This is a genomic window from Pseudomonas sp. ATCC 43928 (assembly GCF_005938665.2).
GTDB lineage: Bacteria > Pseudomonadota > Gammaproteobacteria > Pseudomonadales > Pseudomonadaceae > Aquipseudomonas.
This window is the reverse complement of the sequence record NZ_CP041753.1, coordinates 2939745-2955381: the sequence shown is the minus strand read 5'-3', so window position 1 is coordinate 2955381 and position 15637 is coordinate 2939745. Positions and strand designations below refer to the sequence as shown.

Annotated in this window: 15 protein-coding genes and 1 pseudogene; 2 read left to right on the top strand and 14 right to left on the bottom strand. The window is 59.9% G+C overall.

The window, feature by feature from the left end:
* Positions 1-42: 42 nt before the first annotated feature.
* From FFH90_RS13720 to FFH90_RS13705, 4 genes are all read right to left on the bottom strand, one after another.
* Complete coding sequence (locus FFH90_RS13720; RefSeq protein ID WP_138867357.1) at positions 43-2412, bottom strand: hypothetical protein; 2370 nt, start codon at positions 2410-2412, stop codon at positions 43-45.
* Between the two features lie 61 nt (positions 2413-2473).
* Positions 2474-3223: an ABC transporter permease gene (locus FFH90_RS13715; RefSeq protein ID WP_138867356.1), complete on the bottom strand. Its 750-nt coding sequence runs from the start codon at positions 3221-3223 to the stop codon at positions 2474-2476.
* Positions 3224-3230: 7 nt separating this feature from the next.
* A complete protein-coding gene (locus FFH90_RS13710) occupies positions 3231-4232 on the bottom strand; it encodes an ABC transporter substrate-binding protein (protein WP_138867355.1) in 1002 nt (333 codons plus the stop codon).
* Positions 4229-5068 (bottom strand): ABC transporter ATP-binding protein, encoded by an 840-nt coding sequence (locus FFH90_RS13705; RefSeq protein ID WP_138867354.1) that lies wholly within the window; start codon positions 5066-5068, stop codon positions 4229-4231. Before FFH90_RS13705 ends, FFH90_RS13710 begins: the two co-directional genes overlap by 4 nt.
* A gap of 135 nt (positions 5069-5203) precedes the next feature.
* On the opposite strand from FFH90_RS13705, the gene FFH90_RS13700 reads away from it, so the two are divergent.
* Positions 5204-5947 (top strand): GntR family transcriptional regulator, encoded by a 744-nt coding sequence (locus FFH90_RS13700; RefSeq protein WP_019578600.1) that lies wholly within the window; start codon positions 5204-5206, stop codon positions 5945-5947.
* On the opposite strand, the pseudogene FFH90_RS30680 reads toward FFH90_RS13700, so the two are convergent.
* The 5 genes and pseudogenes from FFH90_RS30680 to FFH90_RS13680 form a co-directional block, all read right to left on the bottom strand.
* Positions 5935-6042: pseudogene (locus FFH90_RS30680) on the bottom strand (aldehyde dehydrogenase family protein); the annotation flags it as partial. The gene FFH90_RS13700 and the pseudogene FFH90_RS30680 sit on opposite strands and share 13 nt — an antisense overlap.
* 10 nt (positions 6043-6052) lie before the next feature.
* The gene (locus FFH90_RS13695; protein ID WP_138867353.1) at positions 6053-6901 is read right to left on the bottom strand and encodes an alpha/beta fold hydrolase; all 849 of its coding nucleotides are present in this window, start codon (positions 6899-6901) and stop codon (positions 6053-6055) included.
* A 34-nt stretch (positions 6902-6935) separates the two neighbouring features.
* Positions 6936-8228, bottom strand: coding sequence for an FAD-binding oxidoreductase (locus FFH90_RS13690; protein ID WP_138867352.1), 1293 nt, complete (start codon positions 8226-8228; stop codon positions 6936-6938).
* Positions 8229-8285: 57 nt separating this feature from the next.
* Positions 8286-8708, bottom strand: coding sequence for a RidA family protein (locus tag FFH90_RS13685; protein ID WP_033062030.1), 423 nt, complete (start codon positions 8706-8708; stop codon positions 8286-8288).
* Between the two features lie 34 nt (positions 8709-8742).
* Positions 8743-9882 (bottom strand): tyramine oxidase subunit B, encoded by a 1140-nt coding sequence (locus FFH90_RS13680; protein WP_018927864.1) that lies wholly within the window; start codon positions 9880-9882, stop codon positions 8743-8745.
* Between the two features lie 185 nt (positions 9883-10067).
* Between FFH90_RS13680 and FFH90_RS13675 the strand changes: the two genes are divergently transcribed.
* On the top strand, positions 10068-10895 hold the full coding sequence (locus FFH90_RS13675) for a helix-turn-helix domain-containing protein (protein WP_019649022.1): 828 nt from the start codon (positions 10068-10070) through the stop codon (positions 10893-10895).
* 192 nt (positions 10896-11087) lie between these two features.
* On the opposite strand, the gene FFH90_RS13670 is transcribed toward FFH90_RS13675, so the two are convergent.
* The 5 genes from FFH90_RS13670 to FFH90_RS13650 form a co-directional block, all read right to left on the bottom strand.
* Entirely contained in the window at positions 11088-12029 is a 942-nt protein-coding gene (locus tag FFH90_RS13670; protein WP_019649023.1) for a helix-turn-helix domain-containing protein, read from the bottom strand.
* A gap of 75 nt (positions 12030-12104) precedes the next feature.
* Positions 12105-12884, bottom strand: coding sequence for a 2-keto-4-pentenoate hydratase (locus tag FFH90_RS13665; protein WP_138867351.1), 780 nt, complete (start codon positions 12882-12884; stop codon positions 12105-12107).
* Positions 12881-14488 (bottom strand): bifunctional 3-(3-hydroxy-phenyl)propionate/3-hydroxycinnamic acid hydroxylase, encoded by a 1608-nt coding sequence (locus FFH90_RS13660; protein WP_018927860.1) that lies wholly within the window; start codon positions 14486-14488, stop codon positions 12881-12883. The genes FFH90_RS13665 and FFH90_RS13660 overlap by 4 nt, the downstream gene beginning before the upstream one ends.
* Positions 14489-14550: 62 nt before the next feature.
* Complete coding sequence (locus FFH90_RS13655; RefSeq protein WP_018927859.1) at positions 14551-15153, bottom strand: amino acid synthesis family protein; 603 nt, start codon at positions 15151-15153, stop codon at positions 14551-14553.
* Between the two features lie 10 nt (positions 15154-15163).
* Positions 15164-15631 carry a VOC family protein gene (locus FFH90_RS13650; RefSeq protein WP_064617305.1) on the bottom strand — a complete coding sequence of 156 codons (468 nt, stop codon included), beginning with the start codon at positions 15629-15631 and terminating at the stop codon, positions 15164-15166.
* Positions 15632-15637: the final 6 nt, after the last annotated feature.

Sequence of the window (15637 nt, the reverse complement as noted above, 5' to 3'; positions counted from 1 at the left end):
TTGGGACAAGGGCAGCTTTGAGCTGCCCTTTTTTATGGCCGTTTATAACGTTAGAAACAGCGCCGAGGTCCAGACTCGGGATTGATCGCGCTGCCGGGCGCAGATGAACAATGGATGTTCACGCCCCTGCTCCAGATTCAACCGGGCAAGCTCGATTTGCCCTTGCAGTTCACGAGGCAGCGGCGCAGCGGTTGTCCTTTCGAGGGACACCTTCAACTCCGCGCCCGGCAACTCTTCGGTCACTTGCGATTGCACCAGCAACTCATCGCCGGACAACTCCATCAGCACCGTCGGCGCATGCACGTAAGGTTGCGGTTCAGACGGGTCGCCGACCTTGATGTAGTTATCGATGCGGCTATGAACCTGCAGCGTGGCGCCGGCCAATTGCGACAAGTCGATTTCGATGCTGTCGGTGTCGCCGTTGGTGTCGGTGCGAAAGGCCAGAACCGTTGCATCCTTGCGCCATACAGTTTGTTCGGGGTGATCGAGACCCAAGGCGCGAAAGCCGTTGATGACCGCACCCGTCACGCGAATCTCGCCGGTCCAGTAGGCGCCGCGATAACGGTCCTTGATCCTTGCGCCGCCCAGGCGCAGACGAATACGTTGGCTGGAAAAACCCAATTCCTGATGCAGGTTGCGCGACCAGATCAGTTTGTCGCCATCGAACAGATCGACCTGCTCCCAGCCCGCCTCTCCGAGCAGTCGATAGTCCAGCGTGGCATTTGCATCGGCGGTGAACACTTCACCCATGAAATGCTGGCCCTGGCGCAGGCTGGCAAATGAACGCTCGCCGGTGGTGGCAAAAGTGCGACGGGCGCGAAGTGCCTTGCCAACACTGGCTCGATCGAAGGCCTCGGCCACCACGCCAGTCAGCCCGCCGCGAGAGCCGAACACCGCCGTGGCCGGAACACCACCGCCACAACGCCCCTGATGCTCATCGCTGTTCGCCGCGGCACCCACCCGATAGCCACGCTGAAGCGCTTCGGCGTAGACCCAATGGAACTGCCCCCAGGCCGAGCCGACCTCGATCAGGCGCTCCAGCTCCGGATGGTGCCAGTCGAGGTTGCAACGGCGTCCGCCGACGTGAGGCATCATCAAATGCCCTTCGGGGTCCTTGGCATAGGCGGCATACAACTCATCCACCGGCCAGGCACCCGGCTTGATAGTGCCGGCGGTGAACTCGTTCCACTCGAAAGAACGCACCAGCCGCCCTTGATTGTCGAAGGGAAACTCGGGTTTGCGGTCATGCAGGAACACCACATTACGGTCGCCGCCCGCGCAAGAGTTGCCGCACCATTCGGTGCCGGGATAGCAAACAAATCGTCCTGGTTCATTGAGTTCGTGAATCAGGTTGACCGCCTGATCCCAGCGCTGCTCAGTGATATTGAAATCATTGGCGGTGTAACCGAGGACATCGAGCCCGGCGACATCGCGACCGTAGCTGAGGTTGTACAAGGTGTCGTTGGTGCCCACCGTGTCATCGGAGTGCACATGCAGGTCGGCGTACAGCGGGCGCAATGCAGTGCCAGCCGGATCGACCGTGACAAACGCCCGAGCGGCACGCACAAAAGGTACCGCCACCTCGGCCGACAAGCGCCACTCCCCCACCGCACCAAGATCAAAACCTTCAAGCCGGGCAGTCGCCCAACCTTCAGCCGCCAGGGTGAACGGTTGTTGTCGCTCCCCCCCTTCGGGATCAACCAGAGTCAGGACACCTTGGAGCGGCAAGTTGCGGCAGGTGTTGCCCCAGGCATCATCCACCCTGAGCAGTACGTCGAACGCCTCACCCGCGCTGACCAGGCGAGGCACGATCAACTGCACGCTTTGCGCCGGTCCCGGCACGATGTTCAGCAGCGGGTCACCCGGCACCTCGGCAAATTTCGAGCTGCCCAGCGGGTCGATGAACAAACGGAAACGGAAGTCCTTCTCGACAAAACTCTGCACCCGCGTACCCGCGCCGCCCTGACGACGATCGCCCAGGCGAATGATTATTTTGTCTCCCGGATTCAGGTAACCGTCGATGATGTCGATGATGATCGCTTTCTGAAACGGCCGTTCATGCCCCTTCTGGTCGAAGCGCACTTTCAGATGCTGCACAGAGGCCTGGCTCTGGCCAGGGACCAGCTCGCCTGCCTGATATTCGGCGCTGACATAGTTGGGGCCAGTCGGATTCGAGGTCTGGAACAAGGCCCAGTCGGAGTAGAACTTGAAGGCCAGTTTCAGCCAGGCGCCGTCCGCAAGGCCGCTGCCGCCGACCTCGTAGACCAGGGTAATTTCATCCCATTGGCCGGCAATCAGCGTGTCACGATCACAGTGGATGCTGCCCAGAAACGGGCGTTGTTTGTTGCGTTCGTAGAGGCCTTGAGGGGCAATGTAATACCCGGCTTCGCGGGGATCGAAAACGTTACTCACATGACACCTCGTGCAGTGGTCCACTGAAGGTTTGAAGGGGGTTGAAGTCAAATGACGATGCTTACTGCACTCGCCATTTCTGGTAATGACGCTCGATACGCCTGAACACAAAACTCTCCATCAGCCAGGCAATCAGGCCGATCACCACAATGCCCAGCAGCACCTGGCTGCTGTTGCCGATCTGCCCACCCGTCGACACCATCCAGCCGATGCCCTGGGACGCACCGATCATTTCCGCCGCGACCAATGCCCTCCAGCCCTGGCTGAAGCCGATGCGCAACGCCGCCGTCACGAAGGGCAGCGAGGCCGGCAGGTAAACGTGGGCCAGCAGTTGCCAGCGGTTGGCGCCCAAGGTGCGTGCCGCACGGACTTCACCGCCGCGGATACTCTGCACGCCCTCCTGAATGGTCACGGCCATGGGGAACATCGCGGCGATGAAAATCACCAACACGATGGAGACATAGCCCAAGCCAAAAATGATCATGATTAGCGGTGCCCAGGCGATCGGCGGGATCGCCATGAACAGGCTGTTGAGCGGCGAGATGAAATCGCGAAAACGCGAGGACAGGCCACCGGCAGTACCCAGCAGAATCGCGACGACCACCGCCGCGCAAAAGCCGCCAACCTCTTCAAGGACGCTGGCCCGCAGGTGCTGCCACAACGAACTGTCGCCCAGCCAGCGCACAGCCTCGCGGGCAACATCCCATGGCTGCGGCAGGATGTAAGTGGGAAAGCGGCTGGCCAGGGCCATCCAGATCAACAGCAGGAATGGCAGTGACGCCCATCCCCAATTCGGTTTTGGCAAGGACATGACAGACTCAGTGCGAGGCTTTTTGCAGGTAGGAGGTATCCACGATCTGTTCGGTCTTTAGCGTGGTATCGATAAAACCCAGGTCGTGGGAGTAATTCATCAGGCGCTGGATGAATTGAATATCCGCAGGCTGCAAGTCCGCTGACCAGCCCAACCGGGTACGTGCCTGGGCGACGATGGCTTGCGGGGCGATGGTCTTGCCGTCTACGCCTTGCACCGCTTCAAGCTTGAACGCCTCGGCGATGATTCGATTCGACTCATCGGGGTGCTCGTTGAGAAAGGCGATGGCCTTGCGGTGCGCACGCAGCAGCTTCACCACATCTTCCGGTCGCTCCTGCAAGGTTTTGGGTAAGGCGATCACCACGTACCAAGGGTAATTCGGCAGCGCCTGATTGACGTCGAGCAGGATCCGGCTCGACCCGCGCAACAACGACTGGCTGACAAAGGGTTCCCAGGAAAACGCCGCATCGACAATGCCGCGCTCCAGCGCCGCGTTCATATTGCCGGGTGGCATGTCGATGATGTCCAGATCCTTGTCAGGATTGAGCCCGGCCTTTTCTTTCAGCACATAGCCGCGCAGCAGCACATCCATGCCACTGCCCTTCTTGACCCCGGCCAGTTTTTTCCCCTTGAGTTCATCCAGGGCGGTAACCGGACTCTTGGCGTCGACAATCACCGCGGCCTGACCGTAATTGACCTTGGCCAGAATCCGGCTTTGCAGCCCCCGGGAAAACCATTGATACACCGGCGGCGTACCGACATAGGCCACATCCAGCTCGCCAGCGGCCAGCGCCTGCTGGATTACCGGACCATCGCCCAAGGCCATGAGATCGACATTCAAGCCTTCCTCGCGGTAGTAGCCCTGTTTGTCGGCGATCAACGCCGGGGCGTTGGCCATCGCGAATACATAACCCACACGCAAGGGTTTCTCTTCGCCAGCCATGGCGAATACGCTGCTTGCCAAGGCGGCAACAGACAAGGAAAGGGCAAGCAGCGAATGTTTGATCATGCTGTCAACTCAGGTTGGCGGGTTGGGTAAGCGGAGGCTGCAGGCACTTCCATGACCTGGGAAATGCGCTCCATCAGCTCATTGCGGTAATCGAGAAAGGCCGGCAACCGGCGGGTTTCGAGGTTGGAGCGAGGACGCGGCAAATGAATATTCAGTTCGCTGTGGATACCGCCGGGGGCGATGTTGAGCACGATGACCCGATCCGCCAGAAACACCGCTTCGTCGATATCGTGGGTAATGAACAGCACCGTCTGACCCAATTCAGCCCAGATGCGCAAGGTCTCTTCGTTCAAGCTGTTGCGGCTGATGGCATCCAGTGCAGCGAATGGCTCATCCATCAGCAACACGCTGGGCTCCAATGCCAGGGTCCTGGCCAGGGAAACCCGCTGCTGCATGCCGCCAGACAACTGATGCGGCAACCGATGCGCGGCATTCTCCAGACCGACCAGACGCAGGTACTGCAAGGCTTGAGAACGCTGCTGCGATTCGTTGATCCGAGCCGCCATTCGCAGGCCGAAACGGACGTTTTCCAAGGCGCTCAACCAGGGAAACAACTGCGGCGCCTGAAACACATAACCCAACTCCGAACGCTCTGGACGCACCGCCGTCTGGTTGATACTGATCTGACCACTTTGCGGTTGCACAAAACCTGACAACAAGTTCAGCAAGGTGGTTTTCCCGCAACCGGATGGCCCCAGGATCGCAACGAACTCACCGGGCCTGGCGTTCAGGCTGAAAGAGGAAAACACGCGATGCCCATTGGGGTAGCTGAAGCTGATGTCATCGACCGTCAGCGCATCGGCTTGCTGCTGTGCGTAAGGGAGGGTTTTGAACATGGCAAGTGTCGTCAGGTCGTTTACAATGGGAATACCTGACATAATACGTATTAATACAAGTCGTCCCAATAACCTATTTTTATAACCTTAGAAGTGAAGGCGCACCGCCCTCCTCCAAGGCCATGGAAACCGACAGTGTCTACGTCCATTCTTCGCGACAGCACCACCTCACTCTACGAGCAGATTGCCCAGCAATTGCTGGAAGAGATTCAACGTGGCGACTTTGAGCCCAGCGGCAAGCTGCCGTCAGAAGCAGAGCTGGGTAAACGTTTTGCGGTGAGCCGCGTCACCGTTCGCCTGGCGGTGGGCAAACTCAGCGACGACGGCGTGGTAGAGCGCAAACAAGGCAAAGGCACCTTCGTGGCGGCCAAACAGGTGCGGCACGGCCTGGACGCGTTGCGTAGTTTTCATGAAGCCTTGTTGCTGCAAGGGCTCGAACCGAGCATGCGCGTCATCAGCCATACCCTGCAGCCGGTTCCAGAGGCATTGCGTGGTTTGTTTGAAGAAGCGGACGATTGCCTGCTTCTGGAACGACTGCATTTCGTCGATGACGAACCCATCGCACTGGGCCGCAGCCATTTACCGGCCGAATTGGCCAGCGTGGTCTGGACTGAAGTCGAGCATCAACCGATTTACTCCATTCTCGAGTCGATCACTGGCATGGCGGTCACCCGAGCCGATCTGGCGATCCGCGCGCAAGAAGCCGATAAACACCTGGCCAGTGCCTTGCACATCAAACGTGGCGCGGCACTGCTGGTCATGGAGCGCACCTCCTGGTTTGCCGACGGCCGCTGCTGCGACCGTACGACCTTCTACATCCGCCCGGAACGTTATGCCTTTGTCTTGAGTGGTGTCTTCAAATCCAGACCCGCCAGCTGAATCAGTGCACCCGCAGGAATGCCCGCCTCAATCGCCAATTCAACCCGACGCATGGCGGTCAATGGGGTTTCCATCGCCGGTTTGATTCTCACCGTGCCGTGGGTTTCATTGGCCCGGGAGCTCAAGGTTTTTGAGAAAGCCTGCGACCAGCGCGTTGAACGCCTCGCCTTGATCATCGTGTACATAGTGACTGGCGCCTGCGACCTCCACCGTCTGGACGTGCGGATTGCTGGCGCTCATCGCTTGCAGCATCGCGGGCGGCAGAAAGTCCGAGCGGCCGCCGCGAATGAACAGGGTCGGGCAATCCAGCGCGCGCACCGCCGGCCATAGGTCCGTCGGCTCGATACTCAGGCGCGCCTCGGCAATACCCTGCTGATCATGGCGCCAAGTGATCACGCCATCGATCTCTTTCATCGAATGAGTGAGCCTTGATGCCAGGCCCTGTTCCGACAACCCAGGGCGCGAAGCCTGCCAGAATGTGCGGGCCGCCTCCCAGCTATCGAACTGCAAAGGCGTCTGGCTCATTTCGCGGCGAATACGCGCGGCGCCATCGCCCCGGATTGAGGAGCCGGGGCCGATGTCCTCGATCATCAAGCCAACCAATCGCCCCGGGTTTTGCCGCGCATATTCAAGGGCGTTGGCGCCCCCTAATGAGTGCCCCAGCAATACAAAACGCGACAAGCCAACATGGGCGACCAAGTCCTCGAGGTCCTCGACATACGACTGCGTGTGGTAGCTGCCGGGCGCGGCCCAGTCACTCAGTCCTCGACCGCGCTGGTCCAGGGCATAGACGCAGTAGCCTGCACCCAGAGATTGCACCAGCGATTCCCAGGTTTGGGCGTAGGCCCGCAAGCCATGTAATAGCACCAGGGGCACGCCGGTGGATTCACCCCAGCGCAAAAAGTGCAGGCGCAAGCCAGAACGGTTGGTAAAGAAGCAGCTGTCAGAAGGCATCGTTTGGTTCCTTATATGCGTGGCTTCGACCGACCTAGAAACGATCGAACCGATAAGGGCTTGGATCAATGATCGGCGCATGACCGCTGACGAGATCCGCGGCGAGGTGACCTGCCGCCGGCGACGTGCCGAAGCCGTGCCCCGAGAAGCCGGTGGCCACGGTCAGCCCCGGAATCTGCGCGACCGGCCCAATGACAGGATTCGAATCGGGTGTGACATCAATAGTGCCTGCCCAGGCCAGGGCGATCCGCGCCTGTTCAAACACCGGCCAGGCCGCAATGAGGTTGTTCATCGCATCGTTATTGAGCTGCGGGTTGGCGGCCGGGTCCTGCACCCTGACGCGCTCGAACGGGCTGACACTGTCGGATTTCCAACGCCGGGCAAGCGCCAAGTCATTGAAAAAAGGCTTGCCCAACGACACGTTCAGAACGCTGCGTTGCGCACGGAACTGCGGCATGTATTGCTTGGCGAGCAACAGGTGGTCGAGGGTCAGGAAGGCATCCAGTTTGCCGCGCTGGGTAATGATGAAGCCGCCGTCCTTGTGCTTGCGAAACGAAAAGTCCGGTGCGCCGACAGCAATTTCCGTCGGCCCCTCCATTGGGTGAGTACGTAGCACCGAGCAGGTCAAGGGCAAGGTCGGCAACGACACACCGAGGTTGCCCAGAAAACGCCGTGACCACATCCCCCCAGCCAGCAGCACATGATCACAGCGAATCTCACCTTGCTCGGTGACCACGCCACTGACCGTGCCGGCGGACATTTGCAGCGTCCGTACCGCGCACTGCTCGATAATCACCACACCCAGGGCCATGGCGGCCTTGGCGATAGCGCTGCTTGCCAGCGTCGGTTCGGCACGCGCATCGGACGGCGTGAAGATGCCACCGGCCCACTCACCCACGCCGCCCGGAACCAGCGCGTCAATCTCGCGCTTGCTGAGCAGCCGTGAATCCAGCGACAAATGCTCCACCGACTTGAGCCATCCCTCGTGCATCGCCATCTGCGATGGGCTGCGGCCCACGAACATGATGCCTTCCTGGCGATACCCGACATCCGCCCCTACCCGCTCAGGCATCTTTGCCCACAGACGGTCAGCGGCGAGGGCCAGAGGGATATCGGCTGCGTGGCGGCTGGTCTTGCGTACCCAGCCCAGGTTGCGTGACGACTGCTCGCCGGCGATACGACCTTTTTCCAGCACCACCACCGCAATATTGCGTTCGGCCAATGTCAACGCTGCAGTCAGGCCGATAATCCCGCCGCCAATGATGACGACGGAGGTTGCGGAGGGAAACACGGTAGACGTTTTCACGGGCGCTATAGTGGGTGCCATGATCAAGACTCGGTAAACGAATGAGGTAGGCCACGCCTGCGCATGGCCGCGTGACAGTTACTGCGACAGTCGAATGACTTCAACTTGCGCCTTCGACGCGTTGCGATACGCCGTCACTTCCAGCTCCACCTTGTAGACCGTCGACCCCAAGGGCGGACAGGTGACGGTGCTGGCAGGGTCAACGCCGCGAAACTTTTCGCCGATCAGGGCCATCACGGCAGGTACGTCCTTGGGGTCTTGGATGAACACCCGCGAACACACCACGTCCGCCAGGCTCGCATCGACCGCCGCCAGGGCCGCCTCGATGTTGGCGAATACCTGATGGGTCTGTTCGAGGATATCTTCCGGGATCAGCTTGGTTTGTGGGTTGCGGCCTGCGGTGTTGGACACGTAGATCCAGTTGTCCACGACCACCAGGCGCGAATAGCTGGCCTGATCTTCAAACGGGGAACCGGTCTTGAGCTTGATGATGTTTGTCATGTGGAATGCCTCTTCAAAATAAGTGATGGATGGCTTAACGCAGAACCGGGGTTTCCCACAGGTTCAAGGTGACGCCGATGCCTTTTTCGATGGCGTTGCGGTAAACCACCGTGCCCCAGGCCACGTCTTCCACGGGCATCCCGCCCACCGACATGATGATGATTTCTTCATCGTTCTTACGGCCTTGCGCGGCCCCGGCGATGATCTTGCCAATGTCCTCGACGTCTTCGAGCCGCATCTTGCCTTCGGCAATCATGTCCATGAAGCGCACGCCAATCACCGGCACGCAGTGATGCGCAGGCTTGGGCAGTTCTTCAAACCAGGCTTGGTAGAGACCGGTGTTGTCCAGCACCTTGCGTACGTCGCGCTGTTCCATCCCGTCGTCAAGGGAGCAGGATGCAGGCATCGCGAGGAAGGCACCTGGCTTGACCCACTCGCGCTTCACAATTGGGTAGGTTGTGGGATCGCCCACCTCACCGGAGCTACAATAAGTAACAAGGTCGGAGTCACGAACCACCGCTTCAAGGGTGTCGACCACTTCGATCGTGGTGACCTGCGGGTAGGTTTCCTTGACCCAGGCAATAAAGTTATCAAGGCTCTTCTGGCCGCGACCCTTGATCTTCAGTGTGTCGATATGCGGGCATACCGCGATGAATGCCGCCAGTGTGGTCTTGCCCATCACACCCGGGCCGAGCAGGCCGACGACTTTCGAGTCCTTGCGTGCCAGGTGGCGCGCGCCCACGCCGGGAATCGCACCGGTGCGGTACGCGGACAGCAGGTTGGCCGACATATGGGCCAGCGGTGCGCCGGTGTCGGGGTCGTTCAAGGTAAACATCAGAATCGAGCGCGGCAGGCCTTTTTCGCGGTTGGCGATATTGGAGCCGTACCATTTCACGCCTGCGGTGCAAAAGCTGCCGCCCAGGTAGGCAGGCATGGCCATCATGCGTCGGTCAGCCGTGGGCTTGGGCATGTTCGGGAAGGGTGAATCCTGCGGGAAGATCACCATCGCGCCATGGGAGTCATTGTTCGGACCGGCCATGCGATAGTCACCGGCATAGAGCAGGCCGAACATCTCCTCCATGGTGTTCACGCACGCCAGCATGTCAGTCACGCCCGCGCGGATCATGTCCTGCTCGGAGAGGTAGATGAAGTCGATTTTTGTATTTGTAGACATAGTTATTCTCGGGCTGAAGGTGATATCGCTGCGGTAGGCGCAGCTCCACGCTGTCGACCTCGAGTATCAGGGCGCGTTTTTCGGCGGTATTGTAAATTTCGGACATGCCCGATTGACCGGCGCGCAACAGTTGGCGTGATTAATGCGTGAAAACTTCCGTATCGCTGCTCATCGAAGGTGCAACCATGATCAAACAGTGCGCGCCGCCTCCCAGGCACCACACTGCGAACGAACAGCCCTGGTTCGTGCTCAACTCTTCACGGTATTCGGTCATGCCCTCCGAACACCCGGCGATCTCGCATTTCTATGCCTTCGATGTGGCTCAATCAGCCAACCTGCTGGCCGTGCCGGACGGTTGCGTGGATATTGTTTTCGACTGTGATGCGACACGCCCTACCGCCCGGATCTGTGGCACGCCGCTGGCTGCCCAAGCGGTCGAGTTACACCAGAACCATCACTACTTCGGCGTGCGCTTTTCACCGGGCGTCATTCCCGGATTTATCAATGTGCTGGCCGAGGAATTGACCGAACGGGAACTCGACCTGCTGGAGGTCTCGGGGTTCGCCCAGCGCATCTTCGAAAATATCGTTCAAGCACCGCTGCTGGGCGATCAGATGCGGCTGTTCAACGACTACCTCGCCCCCCGCCTGATGGGGAGAACGTCAGCGCTCACGGCCATGGTCATTCAGCAGGCGCTGCGCCACCGCGGTGATATTCGTATTCAGCAACTGGAAGAACTCAGCGGGTACACCAGTCGCACGCTGCACCGACAGTTCAGCCAGGACACTGGTATGTCACCCAAGACCTTTTGCCGAATCATCCGCTGCCAGGCAGCTCTGGACACCCTCAATACCCAACACGATGTATCGTTTTCGGAGCTGGCCCTCGACCTGGGCTTTTCCGATCAATCGCACTTCCTGCGCGACTTCAAGAAACTGGTCAGTACAACGCCTTGCGACTATCAACGCCAAATGACCCAGAACGCCTACACCGACCGGATCAACTACGCCTGACCCTCCCTTTCAAAAACAAACGCGCGCCTTCATCCCCCCTGGGTAACTCCCTGTGTTTCGAATACGGCAAGGCATATCCAGCGAGCCGAGTTGCCAGCTTCGCGCAGCGAAACCAACAATTCACGAGCGCTTGAATATCAGCCTGGAAAAGGAAATCGGGTGGGAGGACAGCGTCAGCCGCACATGAGGTCTTTAGCGCATAGCCCTGAGCGTTTCAGACGGTGACTCGCCGAACAATTGCCGGTAATGCGCGGCAAAGTGGCTCAGATGAAAAAAGCCCATCGCCATCGCGATCTCACTGATGTTGTGAGTGCAGGCAGAGGTTGTGATCAAGCGGCGTCGCACCGCGTTGAGGCGTAGATTGCGCAGGTATTCGACCGGACGCATTCCGGTCACTGCCTGAAAACTGTTCTGCAGGGTCCGGCGACTCACCCGCAGGTGCTCGCACAGGTCGAGAATGCTCAGCGGTGTTTCACCACTGGCATCGATCAGCTCTTGGCAACGCTTCACCAGGTAAGCACTCACGGCGAAATTACCGCGACGACAACGTACCTCATCGGTGGCGTGGCTGAACAAATCGAGGAACGCGCCGAGCAGTTCTTCCTCCAGCATTTTCTCGGCGGTTGAGTTGATAGCGTCCGTCTGTTCCAAAAGGTGATGAAACAGCGGGTGGATACGCTGACGTATTCGCAACAGTAACGCGTCATCCACGCTGAGTTGGGACGTGGTCTTCAGGCGCTTGAGCTGATCGTCAGACAATTCGAAGGCCGCCAGTTTGGCGAAGCGTACCGCGTCGATATTGAGCGCAAAGAAGTGCATGCCTTCAGGGGCGTGCAACACAAACTCCTCGCCGTCACGCAACAGTACCACGCTGTGAGTGCCCACCTGTTGCCCCTGCACCACCGGCGCGCAGCCTAACGACATGGCTGCGCACAGCCGACCTTTGGGCGCATAGCCGCGCTGTACCACGCGTTTGTCCAGCACTTCCTGGAAGATTTGAAAGCGGTCAGAGGACAACTGCCGCAGCTCACTGGTCAGGCAGCCACGGCCGAGTTGGTCATACACTTGTCGCCAGCCCTGGATGGAGCCAGCGTGTTGTTGAGGGTCATTGAAGGTTCGAACTTCAGCAAGCATGGTCGTCGTTCCTCGGTGGCCCCGTTTGTTTATCGGCCTGAAAGGGACTCAGTCATCCGTGACGGCAGCTATCGTTCACACCGGGGCGGCGTCCGCCTTGAAAACCAAAGCCAGTTCCATGCCAAGCATGTGCAGGCAGTACGTGGCGGGCTGGATATTCATCGGCGGCAACAACGCCCCGGACAACACGACCTGCCCAGCCTCCACAGGTTGACCGTCGGCCAACAGACGCCGAATCAGCCAGCACAGATTGGCCAGCGGGCTGTCCTCCCGATCACGCGTATTACCGTTACCGCAGAGCGCGCCGTCGCACTCCAGGCGATACGCTACGTTGACGTGGTGTACAGGATCGAACGGGATACGCGGTCCGAGACAATAAAGCCCCGCCGCCGCGTTGTCGGCAAGAAAGGCGCCCACTCCGAAATCCCAGCCCTGCCAACGGCAGTCGGCGATCTCGAACGCGGGCGCTACGTCGCCGATGGCGGCCAGAATATCCTCGTCACGGTAATCCCCCGGCGCCAGGGTACGCCCCAGTACAAACGCCAATTCGATCTCCAGCTTGGGCTGGATCAATCGCGAGAACTCCACCGCCGTACCCGGCTCGACGATCATGCTATCCATCAGGCCGCCATACACCGGCTCGTCAAGGCCAAAGCGTTTTTGCGCGGCGCTGCCGGCGAAGGCGACCTTCCACCCGCTCAGTCGCTCGCCTGCGGCTTGGCGATGGTCCAGCGCCTGGCGTTGCAGCGCATAACCCGCAAGCCGATCTATCGCCTCGGGGGCCAGTGGCGCAATGGCTTGCACCGTGCGCGTTGCCTGATGTAGCCGGTTAAGTAGCGCGTTGCCGCTGTTCATGACAGTTGCTCCGCCAGTTTGCGCAGCACACCTTCAAGCCTCTCTGGTGTGGTAATGGCGGCGACAAACCGGTCCGGACGCACCACCACGATGCAGTCACGCACCCTGGAGAACCATTCACCCAGGCGATTATCCACGTCCTCCACGCTGATGGCGTCCGAGGCCGTCAACGGCTGGCCACGTCCGATGCCGCTGCGCGAACGATTGACCTGAATGAAACGCGTGTCCCAGCGCGCCCAATAAGCGGCCATTTCCTCGCTGAGTTGCTCGCGCGGGTTCACCCGATAACCCAGCACCGCATAGGAATTGCCAAGCACTTCGTCCAGGCGACGACGCTGCCCCTGGGCGTCTTCGATATGCGGCTGTACAAACAGCTGGCCGACCAGGTCGTCCTCGCGCAACTCGGCCCGCTCGTGATAGACCAACCCCTTGGTGATGGTGGCCTTGGGTTTGAATTTGAACTCCAGCAGGTGCGAGCGCAGGTTGTCGACACTGTTCACCGCCTGGAACAGCCAGTCGCGCACGCCGGCCATCAGCGGGTTGGTCATTCCCAGTACCGCGCCCATGTTGTCGGCCAGGGCTACCAGCTCGGTGGCATGCCCACGGCGCTCCTGGTCGTAGCTGGCGAGGATCGAGTGCGAGGCACGGCCCTGGATGATCGCCGCCAGTTTCCAGGCCACGTTGGCCACGTCCCTCAGCCCGGAATTGAGGCCCTGCCCGGCCCAGGGTGGAGAAATATGCGCGGCATCACCCACCAGCGCCACACGCCCTTCGACAAACCGCACCGCGACCCGGGAGTGGTGGGTATAGGCGCGGATGCGGATGATGTTCAACTGATCGACCGCGTTGCCGATATGCCCACGGATCAAGTCGCGAATAGTGCTTTCCTCACACATCCTCGCTTCATCTTCGCCCTCCAGGAGCATGAATTCCCAGCGGCGTTGCTGGTACGGCAGATAGATGCACACGAAGGGCCGCTCCGGGTCGGCATGCAGTGCGGTGTAGGGTGCATCTAGGGTGTCATTGGCCGTATCGACCACCACCCATTTGCGCGCATGTGTCAGCCCCGACAGCTCGATACCAAGCTTTTTACGCACAGTGGAGCGTCCGCCATCGGCGCCGATGACATAGTCAGCCCGCAGTTGATAAATCTCGCCTTGAGCATCGCGCACCTGCAATGTCACGCCCTGCCCGTCCTGCTCGAGTTCGAGCATTTCGTGGCCTTGGCGCAACACAACGCTGGCACGCTGTCCCAGGGTTTCGCGCAACGTGCCTTCCAGCAACTGCTGCATGAAAATATTACGCATTGGCCAGCCGTAATGTGCGGTACTCGGCTTGACCTCGGCGAAGCACACACCGCGTGCATTGTAATAGCGCAGCGGTACATCACAGATCATGTCGCGTACAGCGAGATCGGCGATGCCGATCCCCTGCAGCACGCGCAGTGCTTCATCATCCATGCCCACCGCGCGTGGGTAAGGCAGTACGCCGTCGGCAAGCTCAAGGACGACGCAGTCGATACCGTACATCCCCATATAGTGTGCGGCCGTGATCCCGTTAGGGCCGCCGCCGACAATGACAACTTGGGTCTTCTCCTGCTTCATCGCTATTCACCGCTTTCTTGTTGTGTTTTTAATCCGACGCCGCTAAAGCCATGCGCCTGAAATCAGTGCAGCCCATCAATACCTTTGACGTCTGCCGCCTGCAGACCGCCCAGCCGCGCATGCAAGCGCCCGCGCGTGGCGAAGGCCCAGATCACGATTACCTCATCCGGCGCGGGGCCGTCGCCAAACATCAGGGACATGCTGTCGTAATGGGAGCGTACATACAGTGCATCCTTGTGGGCCAACGGCACATCGATGGTTGAACCCGGGGCGCCCCGTTTGCCGGTGGACGGCACCCAGGATTTGCCCCCGCCCAGCGCCAGGCGCACCGGATCGGCAGCCGGGTTGGTCAGGAACGCATTGCCGTGTTCGTATTCGCCCTGGCTGCCCACCATGCAAGCTTTACCGTAGCTGACAATATCCCGCGAGCCGGCCAGCGCCTGAATGCGACGACCGAACTCTTCGCCCAGCAGCGGCGACGGTTCTACCAGCTCTGTCAGCGACTCGCTGTAGCGACCGGCATAGGGGTTGGCGATAACGGCGGCGACGGCATATTTGAACAGCGGCTCGCCATCGGCCAACTGGCCACTTTCGTTGGCCAGGGTTTCTTCGACAAAGCTGTACCACTTGCGGATGTGATACGAAGCAAAATTCGCGGTTTTCATCTGGGTGGCCTCAAAGCGGGTCTAGTGGGTCTAGTGGATCTAGATTGAAATGTCGGCTTGGCGCGCCAGCGGCCTTGAACCGGGCCTTGCCGCGCGCATCGTCGTGTTCAGTCTCAAGGAAAAATTCCATGCGATTACCGTCAGGGTCGTTGAAATACACACCATGGCCGATTTCGTGATCGGTGATCTTCACCACCTCGACGCCCTTGCCCAGCAACATGCCGTAGAGCTGGCGCAAGGTGGTCATGTCCCCGGCGATTTCCAATCCATAGTGTTGCAACCCCAACCCGCCCTGATGGGCGCCGGGCTCTGCACGAAGCAAGGCGATGTCGTGATGTTTGGTGCCAAACGCCATCATGACCCAGCTTTCGCCCCGGGCACTTTCATGCATGCCCAGGATGTCGGCGTACCAGCGTGCCGACACATCAGGATCACTTACCGAGAGCGATAAGTGAGTACGAAGGATTTCGACTTTCATCGCGTG